10 protein-coding genes are annotated in these 14,834 nt (G+C 67.2%); 8 read left to right on the top strand and 2 right to left on the bottom strand.

Annotated elements, in window-relative coordinates; all coding sequences use genetic code 11:
* Nucleotides 1-4: 4 nt before the first annotated feature.
* From kdpB to DI526_RS17185, 8 genes are all read left to right on the top strand, one after another.
* Complete coding sequence (gene kdpB, locus DI526_RS17150) at nucleotides 5-2,065, top strand: potassium-transporting ATPase subunit KdpB (RefSeq protein WP_304280579.1); 2,061 nt, start codon at nucleotides 5-7, stop codon at nucleotides 2,063-2,065.
* Between the two features lie 27 nt (nucleotides 2,066-2,092).
* A complete protein-coding gene (kdpC, locus tag DI526_RS17155; protein WP_304280581.1) occupies nucleotides 2,093-2,671 on the top strand; it encodes a potassium-transporting ATPase subunit KdpC in 579 nt (192 codons plus the stop codon).
* The gene (locus DI526_RS17160; protein WP_304280583.1) at nucleotides 2,671-5,349 is read left to right on the top strand and encodes a sensor histidine kinase KdpD; all 2,679 of its coding nucleotides are present in this window, start codon (nucleotides 2,671-2,673) and stop codon (nucleotides 5,347-5,349) included. Before kdpC ends, DI526_RS17160 begins: the two co-directional genes overlap by 1 nt.
* A gap of 7 nt (nucleotides 5,350-5,356) precedes the next feature.
* Complete coding sequence (locus tag DI526_RS17165) at nucleotides 5,357-6,049, top strand: response regulator (RefSeq protein ID WP_304280586.1); 693 nt, start codon at nucleotides 5,357-5,359, stop codon at nucleotides 6,047-6,049.
* A gap of 178 nt (nucleotides 6,050-6,227) precedes the next feature.
* Nucleotides 6,228-7,301 carry a LacI family DNA-binding transcriptional regulator gene (locus tag DI526_RS17170; RefSeq protein ID WP_304280588.1) on the top strand — a complete coding sequence of 358 codons (1,074 nt, stop codon included), beginning with the start codon at nucleotides 6,228-6,230 and terminating at the stop codon, nucleotides 7,299-7,301.
* Nucleotides 7,302-7,643: 342 nt separating this feature from the next.
* A complete protein-coding gene (locus tag DI526_RS17175; RefSeq protein WP_304280591.1) occupies nucleotides 7,644-10,523 on the top strand; it encodes a TonB-dependent siderophore receptor in 2,880 nt (959 codons plus the stop codon).
* A gap of 183 nt (nucleotides 10,524-10,706) precedes the next feature.
* Nucleotides 10,707-12,296 carry an alpha-N-arabinofuranosidase gene (locus DI526_RS17180; protein ID WP_304280593.1) on the top strand — a complete coding sequence of 530 codons (1,590 nt, stop codon included), beginning with the start codon at nucleotides 10,707-10,709 and terminating at the stop codon, nucleotides 12,294-12,296.
* A gap of 71 nt (nucleotides 12,297-12,367) precedes the next feature.
* Entirely contained in the window at nucleotides 12,368-13,108 is a 741-nt protein-coding gene (locus DI526_RS17185) for a FadR/GntR family transcriptional regulator (RefSeq protein WP_304280595.1), read from the top strand.
* A 3-nt stretch (nucleotides 13,109-13,111) separates the two neighbouring features.
* Here the strand turns inward: DI526_RS17185 and DI526_RS17190 are convergent, their stop codons facing one another.
* Both DI526_RS17190 and DI526_RS17195 read right to left on the bottom strand, forming a co-directional pair.
* On the bottom strand, nucleotides 13,112-14,671 hold the full coding sequence (locus tag DI526_RS17190) for a glycoside hydrolase 43 family protein (RefSeq protein WP_304280597.1): 1,560 nt from the start codon (nucleotides 14,669-14,671) through the stop codon (nucleotides 13,112-13,114).
* Nucleotides 14,672-14,700: 29 nt separating this feature from the next.
* A partial coding sequence (locus DI526_RS17195; protein WP_304278640.1) for a hypothetical protein occupies nucleotides 14,701-14,834 on the bottom strand: 134 nt, incomplete at its 5' end.

Raw genomic sequence — 14,834 nt, forward strand, 5'->3', positions numbered from 1 at the left:
TCCCATGACATCCGTCGATATCCATGCCGATCAGGGACGACGCGCCCTGGCCGGCGGCCTCTCCGGCGCGGTCCTGGCCCGCGCGGCCAAGGAGGCCTTCCTCAAGCTCGATCCGCGCAAGCTGACCGGCAATCCGGTGATCTTCGCCACCTGGCTGGTGGCCCTGCTGTCGACGGTCTCGGCGGTTGCGGCGGTGGCGACCCACCAGGCGGCGGGCTTCGCCATCCAGATCGCCGTCTGGCTCTGGGCCACGGTGCTGTTCGCCAACCTCGCCGAAAGCGTCGCCGAAGGGCGCGGCAAGGCGGCGGCCGACAGCCTGCGCGCCACCCGCGTGACCACCAAGGCCAAGCTGCTCGTCGATCCCAAGACTGGGACCTGGATCCCGACCCCCGCTCACAAGCTCGGCGTCGGCGAGGTGATCCTCGTCGAGGCCGGCGACGTCATCCCGACCGACGGCGAGATCATCGAGGGCATGGCCAGCGTCAACGAGGCGGCCATCACCGGCGAGAGCGCGCCGGTGATCCGCGAAAGCGGCGGTGACCGCTCGGCCGTCACCGGCGGCACCACGGTGGTCTCCGACTGGATCAAGGTGCGCGTGACGGCCGAGGCGGGCTCGACCTTCCTCGATCGCATGATTGCGATGGTCGAGGGCGCGGATCGCCGCAAGACGCCGAACGAGATCGCCCTGGCCGTGCTGCTGGCGGGCCTGACCCTGATCTTCCTGATCGCGGTCGTGACCCTGCTGGGCCTGGGCAAGTTCTCGGGCGTAGCTCTGGATCCGCTCGTGCTGGGCGCGCTGTTCATCACGCTCATACCGACGACCATCGGCGGGCTCCTGTCCGCCGTCGGCATCGCCGGCATGGACCGCTTGCTGAAGGTCAATGTCCTAGCCACCTCCGGCCGGGCGGTGGAGGCGGCGGGCGACGTCGACACCCTGCTGCTGGACAAGACTGGCACCATCACCTTCGGCAACCGCATGGCCACCGAGGTGATCCCGGCCCCGGGCGTGCGTCCCGACGCCGCGATGAAAGCGGCGCTGATGGCCTCGCTGGCCGACGAAACCCCTGAAGGTCGCTCGATCGTCGAGCTGGCGCGCAACGCCGGCCTGACCGTCGAGCCGCCGGAAGGCGCGACCTCGATCCCGTTCACCGCCCAGACCCGCCAGTCGGGCCTGGATCACGACGGGCGTAGCTGGCGCAAGGGGGCGGTCGACGCCGTCTATCGCTCGCTGGCGCTGGAGCCCAAGAGCATCCCGGCCGAAATGACCGGCGCCGTCGACCGCATCGCCCGCTCGGGCGGCACGCCGCTGGCCGTCAGCGAGGACGGCGTCCTGGTGGGCGTCATCCACCTGAAGGACGTCGTTAAGCCCGGCGTGAAGGAGCGCTTCGCCGACCTCCGCCGCATGGGCCTGCGGACGGTGATGATCACCGGCGACAATCCGGTTACCGCAGCCGCCATCGCCTCGGAAGCCGGGGTCGACGACTTCCTGGCCGAGGCCACGCCCGAGGACAAGCTGCGGCTGATCCGCGAGGAACAGGGCAAGGGTCGCCTAGTGGCCATGTGCGGCGACGGGGCCAACGACGCCCCCGCCCTCGCCCAGGCCGACGTCGGCGTCGCTATGCAGACCGGCGCCCAGGCCGCGCGCGAGGCCGGCAACATGGTCGATCTCGACAGCGACCCGACCAAGGTCATAGAGATCGTCGAGGTCGGCAAGCAGATGCTGATCACCCGCGGCGCCCTGACGACCTTCTCGATCGCCAACGACGTGGCCAAGTACTTCGCCATCATCCCGGCGATGTTCGTGGTCTCGCTGCCGGCGCTTGGTGCGCTGAACGTGATGAAGCTGCACAGCCCGCAGAGCGCCATCCTGTCGGCGGTGATCTTCAACGCCCTGGTGATCGTCGCCCTGATCCCGCTGGCCCTGAAGGGCGTGAAGTACCGCGCCGTCGGCGCCGGCAAGCTGCTGTCGCGCAACCTGACCGTCTATGGCCTTGGCGGCCTGATCGCGCCGTTCGTCGGCATCAAGCTGATCGACCTCGTGGTCTCGACCCTGGGTCTGGCGTAAACACGAGTCCTCGGAGACACATCCGTCATGCTTTCGCATCTTCGCCCGGCCCTGGCTTCGATGGGTCTGTTCACCGCCCTGCTGGGCCTGGCCTATCCGCTTGCCGTCACGGGCGTCGCTCAGGCGGCGTTCCCGACCCAGGCCAACGGCAGCCTGGTCCGCGACGCGGGCGGCAAGGTCATCGGCTCGGCCCTGATCGGTCAGGCCTTCGCCAAGCCGGAATACTTCTACGGACGGCCCTCGGCGGCGGGGAACGGCTACGACGCCACGGCGTCCAGCGGCTCCAACATGGGCCCGCTGAACGACAAGCTGATCGCGCGGGAAAAGAACGACGCGGCCGCTCTGCGAGCCGAGAACCCCGGCGCGGTCATCCCCGCCGACGCCGTCACCACCTCGGCCTCGGGCCTGGATCCGGACATCTCGCCGGCCAACGCCCGCTTCCAGGCGCCGCGCATCGCCAAGGCGCGGGGCGCGCCGGCGACCGAGATCGAGGCTCTGATCGCGGGTCAGGTCCAGCGCCCCCTGTTGGGCTTCATCGGCCAGCCGCGCGTCAATGTCCTGGCGCTGAACAGAGCGCTCGACGCTCGCTATCCGAAAGGCGGCTAGTGCCGGCGGACGAACCAAAACGCCCGGACCCCGAGGCGCTCCTGGCCGCCGCCAACAAGGCGCGCCGGGGGCGGCTCAAGGTGTTTCTGGGCATGGCGCCGGGCGTGGGCAAGACCTACGAGATGCTACGCGCCGCCCGCCGCCGGAAGGCCGAGGGCGCGGACGTCCTGATCGGCGTGGTCGAGACCCACGGCCGTCGCGAAACGGAAAGCCTGCTGCGCGGCATGGAGGTCCTGCCCCGCAAGCCGATCGAGCACCGCGGCCGCGTCCAAATGGAGTTCGACATCGACGCGGCCTTGGCGCGCAAGCCCAAGATCCTGCTGGTCGACGAATACGCCCACTCCAACGCCATCGGCTCGCGCCATCCCAAGCGCTGGCAGGACGTCGAGGAACTCCTCGCCGCCGGCGTGGACGTCTGGACGACCCTGAACGTCCAGCACCTGGAGAGCCTGGTCGACGTCGTTCAGCGCATCACCGGGGTCCGCCAGCGCGAGACCGTGCCCGACAGCGCCCTGTCCCGCGCCGACGACATCGAGCTGGTCGACATTACGCCCGGCGAGCTGCGCGAGCGGATGGCGGCCGGCAAGGTCTATGTCCCCGAGACGGCCAGGCTGGCGGCGGACAACTTCTTCAAGGTCGAGAACCTCACGGCGCTGCGCGAGCTGGCCCTGCGCCGCGCCGCCCAAACGGTGGACGACCAGCTGGTCGCCACCATGCGCGAGAAGGGCGTAGAGGGCCCATGGGCGGCGGGCGAGCGGATCCTGGTCCTGGTCAGCGGGGACGCCATGGCCGCCACCTTGGTGCGGGCGGGCCGACGGCTCTCGGACATGATGATGGACGCCCCCTGGATCGTCGCCCACGTCGAGCGGACCGACCGGCCGCTGGCCGAGGACGGCGATACGGCGCGGTTGCGCGAAGCCTACCGCCTGGCCGAGCAACTGGGCGGCGTGACGGTGGCCCTCAGCGGCCGCGATATCGTCGACACGGTGATGGCCTACGCCCGCCGCCACAACGTCACCCAGATCGTGATCGGCAAGTCGGTCGAGAGCCGCTGGCGGGAGTTCCTGGGGCGCTCCCTGGCCACCGCCCTGCTGCGAGAGGCGCGCGGCGTGGCGGTTCATGTCGTGACGGAGGCTGCGCACGAGCGGGAAGCCAAGCCGCAGAGGGCGTTTGGGCTGGGGCGCTGGCAGGGCTATGCGGTCGGGGCGCTGTTCATCGCCGCCGCCACCCTGGCGGCCTGGGGCCTCGACGTCACCTTCGACCGCGTCGACCTGGGGATGATCTTCCTGGCCGCGGTGCTAGCCGCCGGCGTGCTCCATGGCCTTCGTCCGGCCTTGGCGGCAGCGACGGTCGCCTTCATCGTCTACAATTACCTGTTCCTTGAGCCTCGCTACAGCCTGGTGGTCGGCTCTCCAACGGACTTCATCACCCTGATCGTCTTCTGGGCCGTCGCCCTGGCCTCGGGCGGCCTGGCGGGTCGGGTGCGCGACCAGGCGCTGGGCTCGCAGCGCCGCGCCGCCGCGGTGACGACCCTGTTAGCCGCCAGCCGCACCCTGTCGGCCGCGACCGGACGAGACGCCGTCGCCCGCGCCTTAGCCGAGCAGATTTCGGCCGCCGCCGGCGGGCGGTCGCTCGTACTGTTGCCGGAGGGCGAGGAGATCGCGCCAGCTTTCGGCTCGCCCAGCCTGGAGCCCCTCGACGCCGCCCAGATGGCCGCCGCCCGCTGGGCCTGGGAGAAGGGCGAGCCCGCCGGCTTCGGCACCGGCACCCTGCCCCAGGCGCGCTGGACCTTCTGGCCGATGGAGGGGGTGCGCGCGCGGACAGGCGTGGCCGGTGTCGAGGCCGGGGCTGCGCCGCCGGGCTCGGACCACGAGCGGCTGGTGCTCGCCTTACTGGAACAGGGCGCCGTGGCGCTGGAGCGCTCGCAACTGGCGTCCGAGGCGGTCGAGACCGAGACCCTGCGCCGCGCCGACCGCTTCCGCTCGGCGCTGATGAACTCGGTCAGCCACGATCTGCGGACGCCGCTGTCGACCGTGCTGGGCGCCTCGACTACGCTGATTGATTACGGCGACAAGCTGACCAAGCCCGTCCGCGAGGATCTCGTCGTCAGCATCCGCGAAGAGGCTGAGAGGCTGAATCGTTACGTCGCCAATCTGTTGGACATGACCCGTGTCGAGGGCGGCGCCCTGCGGTTGCGCACCGACTGGGTCGATGTCCGCGACGTCCTCAACGCCGCCGCCGATCGCGTCTCCCGTCGTCTGGGCGGCCGCGACCTCACGCGTGACTTCCCCCGCGAGCTGTCGCTGGTCCAGGCCGACGCCAGCTTGCTGGAACAGGTGGTGGTCAATGTGCTAGAGAACGCCATCGCTTACAGCCCGCCCGAGGCTCGCATTGAGATGGCGGCGTACGAGGACCGCTCCAACCTGGTGATCAGCATCGAGGACGAAGGGCGCGGCATCCCGCCCGCCCAGCTGGAGCGCGTCTTCGACAAGTTCCGCCGCATGGAGGAACCCAGCGACCGCAGCCAGGGCGCGGGTCTTGGCCTCTCGATCGCCAAGGGCTTCATCGACGCGCTGGGCGGGCGCATCGCCGCCGCCAGCCCGATCCATGACGGCAAGGGGACGCGGATCCTGATCAGTTTGCCCAAGGGCGTCGAGACGCCGCACCATCTGCTATGACGAGGGCATGAACGCGCTTCGCCACCGTATCCTCGTCATCGACGACGAGCCGCAGATCCACCGATTCCTGGGCCCTGCCCTCGACGCCGCTGGCTATGAGGCGTTGCGCGCCGATAGCGGCCAGGAGGGCCTGCGCGGGATCGCCCTGTGGTCCCCCGACGCCGTCGTGCTGGATCTCGGCCTGCCCGACATGGACGGCAAGGAGGTCCTGGAGAAGGCCCGCGCCTTCTACGAAGGTCCTATCCTGATCCTGTCGGCCCGTGATCGCGAGGTCGAGAAGATCGACGCGCTGGACCGCGGCGCCAATGACTATGTCGAAAAGCCGTTTGGCGTCGGCGAGTTGTTGGCCCGGCTTCGCGTGGCGCTTCGCCAGTCCTCGGCGCCGAAAAGACCCACGGGTCCGCTCTCATTCGGCGACATCGTCGTCGATCTTGACCTGCGCCTGGTGACCAAGGCCGGCGAGGTCGTGAAGCTATCGCCCAAAGCCTTCGAACTCCTGGCGCGGTTGGCGATGTCGCCCGGCAAGGTGCTGACCCACAAGGAACTGCTGGTCGGCGTCTGGGGCGCAGCGCACGTCGGCGACACCCAGTACCTCCGCGTGTTTGTCGGGCAGCTCCGGCAGAAGCTCGAGGACGACCCGGCGCATCCGACCTTACTCCTCACCGAACCGGGGGTCGGCTACCGCCTCCAGTGCTGTTGAGCGAGCGCTAGGTGTCGAAGCTATGAAGGTTGTTCACCCGAGGAGCGGCTGAGAATCTGGGGTTGCGAAGCGCCAAACTTGGCCGCCGTCCTTACGCTCCCGGCCGCCTCGCGGCTTCATGAATCGACCTAGGCTGCAACGCTGGTTATGACGGGCCGCGTCAGCGAGCGCCGTCAGGATGGCTGGCGAGTTCACGAGCAGAGAGACGATCTTGGCTAAGAATCCGGATGGCGTGCGCGTCCCGACGATCATCGACGTCGCGGCCGAGGCTGGCGTGTCGCCGATGACTGTCTCGCGCGTGATCAATGATCGGGTCGGCGTTGGCCCTGAGACGCGAAAGGCGGTCAACGCGGCGATCCGCGCCCTTGGCTACACGCCGAACGTCGCCGCGCGCAGTCTGGTGACATCCGCCGAGATGCGGATTGGCGTCGTCTATTCCAACCCTAGCGCCGCTTTCATGAGCGACTTCCTGACCGGCGTTTTCGAGGAGGCCTCGATTCGAGGCGCGCGTCTCATCCTGCTGAAAGGCGGTGAAGGCGGCCGCGCGCCGAGCCCCGCGGAGCTCAAGAGCCTGGTGGCCTCCGGCGTTCGGGGAGTCATCCTGGCGCCACCGCTCGGCGAGTCGGGCGCAGTGCTGAAGGCGTTGAAAAAGGCTGGCCTGCCGATGGCGGCGGTCGGCGCCTATTCTGTCGAGGATGCGATCTGCGTCCGCATCGACGACCGGCGCGCGGCCTACGAGATGACGCGTCGCCTTATCGCACTTGGTCATCGGCGCCTCGGCTTCATTCTCGGCAACCCCGACCAGGCCGCCAGCGCAGAGCGCCTCGCCGGCTTTCGCGCAGCGGTGAACGAAGCAGCAGACGTTACTGTCGCCTTGGCGCAGGGCGACTTCAGCTTTTCATCCGGCTTGTCGGCGGCCGAGACGCTTCTTGACACGAGCCCGCCCCCGACCGCCATCTTCGCCAGCAACGACGACATGGCCGCCGCTGTCGTGTCGGTCGCGCATCGGCGTCACCTGGACGTGCCACAGAAGCTTACTGTCGTGGGTTTCGACGACACCTCGGCGGCGGTGACGCTGTGGCCGCCACTGACGACGGTTCACCAGCCTGTGCGAAAGCTCGCGGCGGAGGCCTTGGGCCTTCTGGCCGCGGAAATCAGCAAGCTGGAAGCCGACCGCCGTCCAGGCCGGGATCATATTCTCGACCACGAGATCGTCGAACGGCAGTCGACGGCGCCGAACATCGTTCTCTGACGAGCGTCGCCTTCTAGCAGCGTTCTCCGCTTTGCAGAGATGAGCCGCAAGGTGAGGTCGTCTCCGTCGGCCAAATTTGAATATGTCGGAGTATTGACAGCCCTCCCAAGCAGGCATACCACCGGCATGTTAACGTTACCGTAGATCGCGAAAGCGGCGCGGCGACGCAACAAGGAGCGGCGCAACGACGTCGCGACATGGGAGGGACTGAAAATGCGCGCCAACGGCACGAATCCGACGTGCGCGTCGCTTTATGCGACGACCGCTATCTATTCCACATCCAACGAGCGTGACGGCAGGCGTCGGCGACCTACCTTGATGGGAGCCGGTGCTGCAGCCCTCATGTCGCTGCTCGCCGCAGGACCCGCCCTCGCCCAAGCCAAGACAACCAAGCCGACGACGCCGGCGAGCGACGATGGCGTGGTCAGCGAGATTGTCGTCACCGGGACGCGGATCCAGACCACCGGATTCACCGCCCCGACCCCGACCAGCGTCATCGGCGAAGCGCAGATTCAGAACAACGCCCAGGCGAATATCTTCGCCACGATCGTTCAACTGCCGTCCTTGCAGGGATCCAGCGGATCCACCACGAACACGTTTAGCACCTCGAGCGGCCAACAAGGCCTCTCGTCCTTCTCGCTGCGGGGCCTGGGCACCATCCGGACGCTAACGCTGCTGGACGGCCAGCGCGTGGTCGGCGCCTACTATACCGGCGTCACGGACGTCAGCCTCTTCCCACAGCTTCTGGTCAAGCGCGTCGACGTGGTGAACGGCGGCGCCTCGGCCTCGTATGGGTCGGACGCCGTCGGCGGCGTGGTCAACTTCATCACCGACACGCGCTTCACCGGCTTTAAGGGCAATGTCCAGGCGGGCGTCACCACCTATGGCGACAACGAACAAGGCCTCGTCCAATTGGCGGCCGGCCGCAATTTCCTGAACGACCGCCTGCACGTCGTGGCCAGCGGCGAGTACGCCAAGGAGCAGGGCGTCGGCGGCGGTGATTTCGGCCTTGACCTGGCGGGTGACCGCGATTGGTTCATCCAGACGTCGATGATCAACCGCAACGTGACCAACGACGGCTCGCCGCAGTACGTGATGCGCGCCTACGCCCAGCCCTACAACTACACCAAGTACGGCCTGATCACGAACGGGCCCCTGCAGGGCATCGCGTTCGACCAGAGCGGCAATCCCTTTCAATTCCAGTACGGCTCGAACGGCGTTCCAGCCAAAAACGCCGCCGGCAATGTCAACGGCTGCTATCCCGGCTTCTGCATCGGCGGCGATCTATCGGGCAATGTCGACACCGGCCGCACCCTGCAGTCGGCGATCGAACGTCGCGTGGCCTACGGGCGGATTGGCTACGACTTCGCCGAGAACAACGAGATCTACGCCGCGGTGAACCTGGGCCAGGTCAAGACCCACAATCAGCCGGTGAACGGTGAGAACCGCCCCGGCCTGACGCTGCAGTGCTCAAACCCGTTCGTGCCGGCGTCCGTGCAGGCGGCCTGCGCCACCGCCGGGATCACCAGCTTCCAATTCGGCACGAGCAACGCGGTCTTGCCGAACACGATCGTCCATACCGACCGTCGTCAGGAGCGTCTGGTCGTCGGCGCGAAGGGACGCTTCGATTTCCTCGGTTCGCCTTGGGCCTATGACGCTTATTACGAGCGGGGCGTCAATCGGACCAAGGTGGACGTCGACAACATCATTCTCAATCCGCGCTTCAACCAGGCCATTCAGGCGACAGTGATCAACGGCGCAATCGTGTGCGCCGATCCGGTCGCCCGCGCCAACGGCTGCCAGCCGCTGAACATCATCGGCGGCAAGCCGCCCTCGGCCGCCGCCCTCGCCTACGTCCAGCCCGAGGCCGGTCCATTCCAGCGCCTGCGTATGACCCAGGACGTGGCCAGCGCCAACTTCTCTGGAACGCCGCTCGACCTCTGGGCCGGGCCGCTTTCGGTGGCGTTCGGCGCCGAGTATCGCCGCGAATATTATACGGTGCGCGCCGACGCCTATGGCGCGGGTGTCGCCGAAAAGAGCCCCAACACCGGCGCCTATCCCGCCGACCCGGTGCTCTCGACGCTCGGCAATAACTGGTATGCGGGCAACTACAAGAACGGCGGCGGCAAGTACGACGTCAAGGAAGCGTTCCTGGAACTGGACCTGCCTTTGTTCGACAACGACAAGGCCGGCCGCGCCAACATCAACGGCGCCGCGCGCGTCACCGACTACAGCACCTCGGGCACGATCTGGACGTGGAAGGTCGGCGGGACGTGGAGCACGCCCATCGATGGTCTGCGTTTGCGCGGGGTCACCTCGCGAGACGTCCGCGCCCCCAACCTCTCGGAGCTGTTCGCCGCGCCAGTCACCACCACCCTGCCCAACTTCCTGGATCCGACACGCAACGTCACGGTCGTGGCGATCCAAAGCGTGGTCGGCAATCCGAACCTGACACCGGAAGTCGCGCGCAACACGGAACTCGGCGTCGTGCTGGCCAATCCCTCGTGGCTGCCCGGGTTCAGCGCCTCGTTCGACTACTACAAGATCAAGATGCGGGACGTCGTCTCCAGTCTGGGTGCGGCGCAGATCGTCGATTACTGCTACCGCAATATCCTGCCACAGACCTGCGGCACCTATAATCTCAACAACCAGAACGGTCCGAACTACATCAACGTCCAGTCGTTCAACCTGGCCTCGATCAAAACCTCAGGCTTCGACATCGAGGCCAGCTATCGCTGGCAGCAGCCGCTGGGCCTGGATGGTTCGCTGACGTTCCGCGCCCTCGCCACGCATATCAAAGAGTATCTTACCGACACCGGCCTGCCGGGCACCATTCCCAACGACACGGCCGGCGTAAACACGGGCTCGACGCCGCATTGGAAATGGCTGGCGATCCAAAGCTACGAAAACGAGCGCTTAACGGTCACGCTGCAGGAGCGCTGGTTCAGCAACGGCAACTACGGCAACCAGTATGTGGTCTGTGCGCCGGGAACCTGCCCCGTGTCGACGCCTAACCGTCCCACGATCGACCAGAACTTCATGCCTGGCGCCTTCTATGTGGACGTCGGCGGCTCGTACAACATCCGAGAGGGTGTCGTCGGCTATGTGAAGGTGGACAACCTTTTCGACCGCGATCCCGCCAAGTCGCCCTCCTACGCCAATCCGGCTCTCTACGACATTATCGGTCGGACCTATCGGGCGGGTGTCCGCTTCAAGTTCTAGCCAGCCTTCGGCGTGGCGTTCGAAAGGACGCCACGCCGAGAGCCACCGATGTGAGGTTTGCAGGCCACCAGCTTGACCCTTGCATTTGTCGGACTAGTGTTTTGGTGCGGCCATTTCACAATCAGAGCGCTAGCCAATAACGCCGTCAGCGTGGGGTTTTCGCCGCCGCGGTAGGGAGAAGACATGTTCAGGTTCACCCGGCCGCTGGCCGCCTCCGCCGTCGCCCTGCTGCTGACCGCCCCGGCGCTGGCCCAGACGCGGACGGACGCGCCGATCCCGCTGCGCATCGAGACGGGCGCGCCCGGCGCCAAGATCGACCGGAACATCTTCGGCCAGTTCGCCGAGCACCTGGGAACGGGGATCTATGGCGGCGTCTGGGTCGGCAAGGGCTCGTCGATCCCCAATGTGCGCGGCATTCGGAAGGACGTCGTCGAGGCCCTTCGCGCCATCAAGGTGCCGAACGTCCGCTGGCCCGGCGGCTGCTTCGCCGACGAATACCATTGGCGTCACGGGATCGGTCCGATCGAAGCGCGCCGCAAGACGATCAATTTCAACTGGGGCGGCGCGGTCGAGCCAAACACCTTCGGCGCCGACGAATTCATGGACTTCGTCGATCAGATCGGCAGCGAGGCCTACGTCTCGCTCAATGTCGGTTCCGGCACAGTGCAGGAGGCGGCTGAGTGGGTGGAGTACATGACCGCCGATCCGGCCACGACCGCCGGCAAGGAGCGCGCCGCCAACGGGCATCCCGCGCCGTACAAGGTCAAGTTCCTGGGCCTCGGCAACGAGAGCTGGAGCTGCGGCGGAGCCATGCGGCCAGAATACTATGCCGATGAGATGAAGCGCTACGCCCGCTTTGTCCGGAACTACAATCCCAATCAGACCGGCGCCGAGGCGATGCAGCGGATCGCCGTCGGGCCGAACCAGGCAGATCCCGCCTATACCGAAGCAGTGATGGCCGCCCAGAAGTCGCATGACTGGGCCTGGAACATCGAGGGCCTGTCCCTGCACTCCTACACCACGGGCGGCTGGCCGCCGTCCTATTCCAGCACCAAGTTCGACGAGACCGCTTACGCCAAGCTCCTGAAGGAGACATTGGGCATGGACGATCTGGTCGCCAAGCACTCGGCGATCATGGACAAGTACGACCCCGAGAAGAAGGTGCCGCTGGTCGTAGACGAATGGGGCGTCTGGCTGGCGCCGCTGGAGGGCACCAATCCCGGCTTCCTGGTCCAGCAGAACTCGCTCCGCGACGCCATCGTCGCGGCCCTGAACCTGAACATCTTCGCCCGCCACGCCGATCGCGTGCGGATGACCAACATCGCACAGATGGTCAACGTCCTGCAGGCAATGATCCTGACGGACAAGGACAAGATGGTCCTGACCCCGACCTACCATGTCTACAAGATGTACCTGCCCTTCCAGGACGCGACCTTTGTCCCGGTTAGCCTAGACAAGGGCGTCTACAGACAAGGCGACATTACCCTCCCCCGGGTCGACGCGATCGCCGCCCGTGACACCCAGGGCAAACTCTGGCTCGCGGTCACCAACCTCGATCCCGCGCGTCCGGCGAAGATCTCCGCGACCGTGGCGGAAGGCAAGGGCATGTCGGCGAAAGGTCAGGTCCTCACGGCGGCCCGCGTCGACGCGTTCAATACGTTCGACGCCCCCGGCCTGGTCGCTCCCAAGCCCTATTCGGCCAAGGGGGGCGCGAAGGGCCTCGATCTGGACATTCCCGCCAAGTCGGTGGTGGTCGTGCAGCTCGAGCCCTGACGGGCTCGTAACTTGCCAAGGCTTGCCCGGTTGCGCTTATAGAACCTCGAACGCCGCCAGGAGTCTGACGCATGCCGACGCAAGAGCCCGAGACCAAGTCGATTCCCAAGTCGACGAGAGGCTCGGGTCGGCGTCTGCGCGGCGCCGTCGCGCATTATCTCGGCACGGCCATCGTCTCCGGCCAGATCGCGCCCGGCGAAAAGCTCACGGGCGAGATCGCCAACGCCGAGGCGCTGGATGTGTCGCGCAGCGCCTACCGCGAAGCCGTCCAGGTTCTGACCGCGAAGGGCCTGGTCGAGAGCCGCCCCAAGGCCGGCACCAGGGTGCTGCCGCGCAGCCGGTGGAACATCCTGGATCCGACCGTGCTCGCCTGGGCCTTCTCGGCCAGCGAGCCGGATGTCACCTTCGTGCGAGATCTCTTTGAGCTGCGATCCGTGGTCGAGCCCGCGGCGGCGCGCTTCGCCGCCGAGCGCCGGGACAAGGACGACATCAAGGCCATGAAGGACGCCCTGGCCGGCATGCGACGCCACACCCTGGCCACCGAGGCCGGCCGCGCGGCCGACCGCGCCTTCCATGACGCCCTGCTGCGAGCCACCCATAACGACGCGATGATCGCGCTCAGCGCCAGCATCAGCGCCGCGGTCAGTTGGACGACGGAGTTCAAGCAGCGCTCGCGCGCCCTGCCCCGCGATCCCGTGCCGGATCATGCCAAGGTCTGCGACGCCATCGCCGCCGGCGACCCCGAGGCGGCGAGCGCGGCGATGCGTATCCTGGTGGAGCTGGCGCTCGAGGATACGCGCTCGTCGATGTGACTCTTAGGGCTTCGAGAGCGTGAAGCTGTCGATGTCCAGGCGCCCTCCGATGCCGTCCTGGTTGTAGCAGAACAGGCTGTACTGCTCGCCCTGGAAGGTGCCCGTGCGCCAGTCATAGGCCAGCGGAAAATCGCCGGGCAGCGCGGTCCAGGCCTTGCCGTCTAGACTATAGGCCAGGTCGGACTTGTCGGTGGTGAAGTCCATCTCGACCGACAGCCACAGATCCTTCAGCTGCACGTTGATCGAGGCGCCGCGCGGCGTCGTGACCGGGCCGGCCTGGGTGCTCTCGACGAGGCGCGCGCTCAGCGCCCCCTGCCCCGTCGCGTCGCGCGTCAGGACGATCTGGCTCGAGAATTTGCCGAACGTGCCCAGGCCGCAGGCGTCGCCGGCGACGAGGCCGCGCGCGTCGACCTTCGCGACGGCGCGGCTCTTGGGCCCTTGCCCCTTCTGAACCAGCGTGTTGCGGGCGCTCCAGAAGTCAGGGGCCTGGATCGCCTTCAGCCGCAGGTAGCCTGGGCGCTCGCTGAGCGACCAGCGACGGTCGTCGGGATTGTGGTTCCACTGCCATTGTCGGCCAAGCGTCGGCTTGCCGAAGTCATCGGAGCTGGGCGGTTCGACAAAGGGCTTGCCCTGGATCGGTTTGGCGGCCGCGGCAGGAACGCGCCCGGGCGCTTCAGGCGTCCCCCATACGGGCCAGTCGCCCTGCCAGAAGATCGGGCTGATATTGGTCACCCGGCCGATCGCGCCCGAGTCGCGCATGACGAAGCCGTGCCAGCCGCCGCCCGGCAGATCTACCAGGGCGCCCTGATGCCCACCCGTGGTGTCGTCGATCTGGTCTCGCGTCTCCCAGGGCCCCGTCAGCGAGCGGGCGCGCGACACCGTCATCCCGAGCCGGCGGGGGATGGAGTTGAAGATGTAGTACCAGCCCTCGCGCTTGATCAGCTTCGAGCCTTCGGCGCCCTTGATGTAGTGAATCTTCTGGGCGCTGGTGACGGTCGTCAGATCGGCGTTGAGCGTCAGCAGCGTGATCGTCCCGTCCGACCCGATCGAGGTCGCCATATAGGCCTGGCCGTCGTCGTCGAAGAACAGGGCCGGATCAAAGGCCTCGCGGTCGAGTTCGTGCATCGTCCAGGGGCCGCGCACGTCGGTCGCCGAATAGATGCGCGTGGGCCGACCGACCGGCGTGACAGCGATGTAGAAGCGCCCCCTGTGATAACGGAGGCTCGGCGCATACACGCCGTGGCGATAGTCGCCGCCGTCGGCGAGGTCGTACTTGGGATTGCCCGTCAGCTTGGGCATCACGTGGCCGACGATGTCCCAGTTCACCAGGTCCTTCGAGTGCAGGAGGGTGAGCCCCGGTGCGTTCACGAAGGTGGTGGAGGCGAAGTAGAAATCCTCGCCCACCCGGATGATGTCAGGGTCGGGATAGTCCGCATACAGTGGCGGATTGCGATAGGTCCCGTCGCCGGCGTCCGAGCGCCAGACCTGGGCCTGGGCGAGGCCCGCGCCCACGCCCAGCGCGAGCGCCGCGGCCAGCATGGCGCGTCCGAGAACCTTGGCCATGCCGGCCTCCCCAAACTCTGTACTTGTGACTAGTGGTTATCTCTGGGCAGGCCCTTGGTCTGGGCGATGCGCTGGTATTTGACGGCGGGTTCGAGGACGGCGCCGGTTTCGAGCTGACCGACGACGGCGCGCTGGATTTCCTGCCAGGGGGTTTGGCTTTCGG

The organism is Caulobacter segnis (genome assembly GCF_003243465.1).
In the GTDB taxonomy this organism is placed as follows: Bacteria; Pseudomonadota; Alphaproteobacteria; order Caulobacterales; family Caulobacteraceae; genus Caulobacter; species Caulobacter segnis_A.

Coding starts and splice junctions, on each gene's coding strand:
- DI526_RS17175 (WP_304280591.1), top strand. CDS start 7,644: ATGTCGCTGCTCGCCGCAGGACCCGCCCTCGCCCAAGCCAAGACAACC.
- DI526_RS17185 (WP_304280595.1), top strand. CDS start 12,368: ATGCCGACGCAAGAGCCCGAGACCAAGTCGATTCCCAAGTCGACGAGA.
- DI526_RS17180 (WP_304280593.1), top strand. CDS start 10,707: ATGTTCAGGTTCACCCGGCCGCTGGCCGCCTCCGCCGTCGCCCTGCTG.
- DI526_RS17165 (WP_304280586.1), top strand. CDS start 5,357: ATGAACGCGCTTCGCCACCGTATCCTCGTCATCGACGACGAGCCGCAG.
- DI526_RS17190 (WP_304280597.1), bottom strand. CDS start 14,671: ATGGCCAAGGTTCTCGGACGCGCCATGCTGGCCGCGGCGCTCGCGCTG.
- DI526_RS17170 (WP_304280588.1), top strand. CDS start 6,228: ATGGCTGGCGAGTTCACGAGCAGAGAGACGATCTTGGCTAAGAATCCG.
- kdpC (WP_304280581.1), top strand. CDS start 2,093: ATGCTTTCGCATCTTCGCCCGGCCCTGGCTTCGATGGGTCTGTTCACC.
- kdpB (WP_304280579.1), top strand. CDS start 5: ATGACATCCGTCGATATCCATGCCGATCAGGGACGACGCGCCCTGGCC.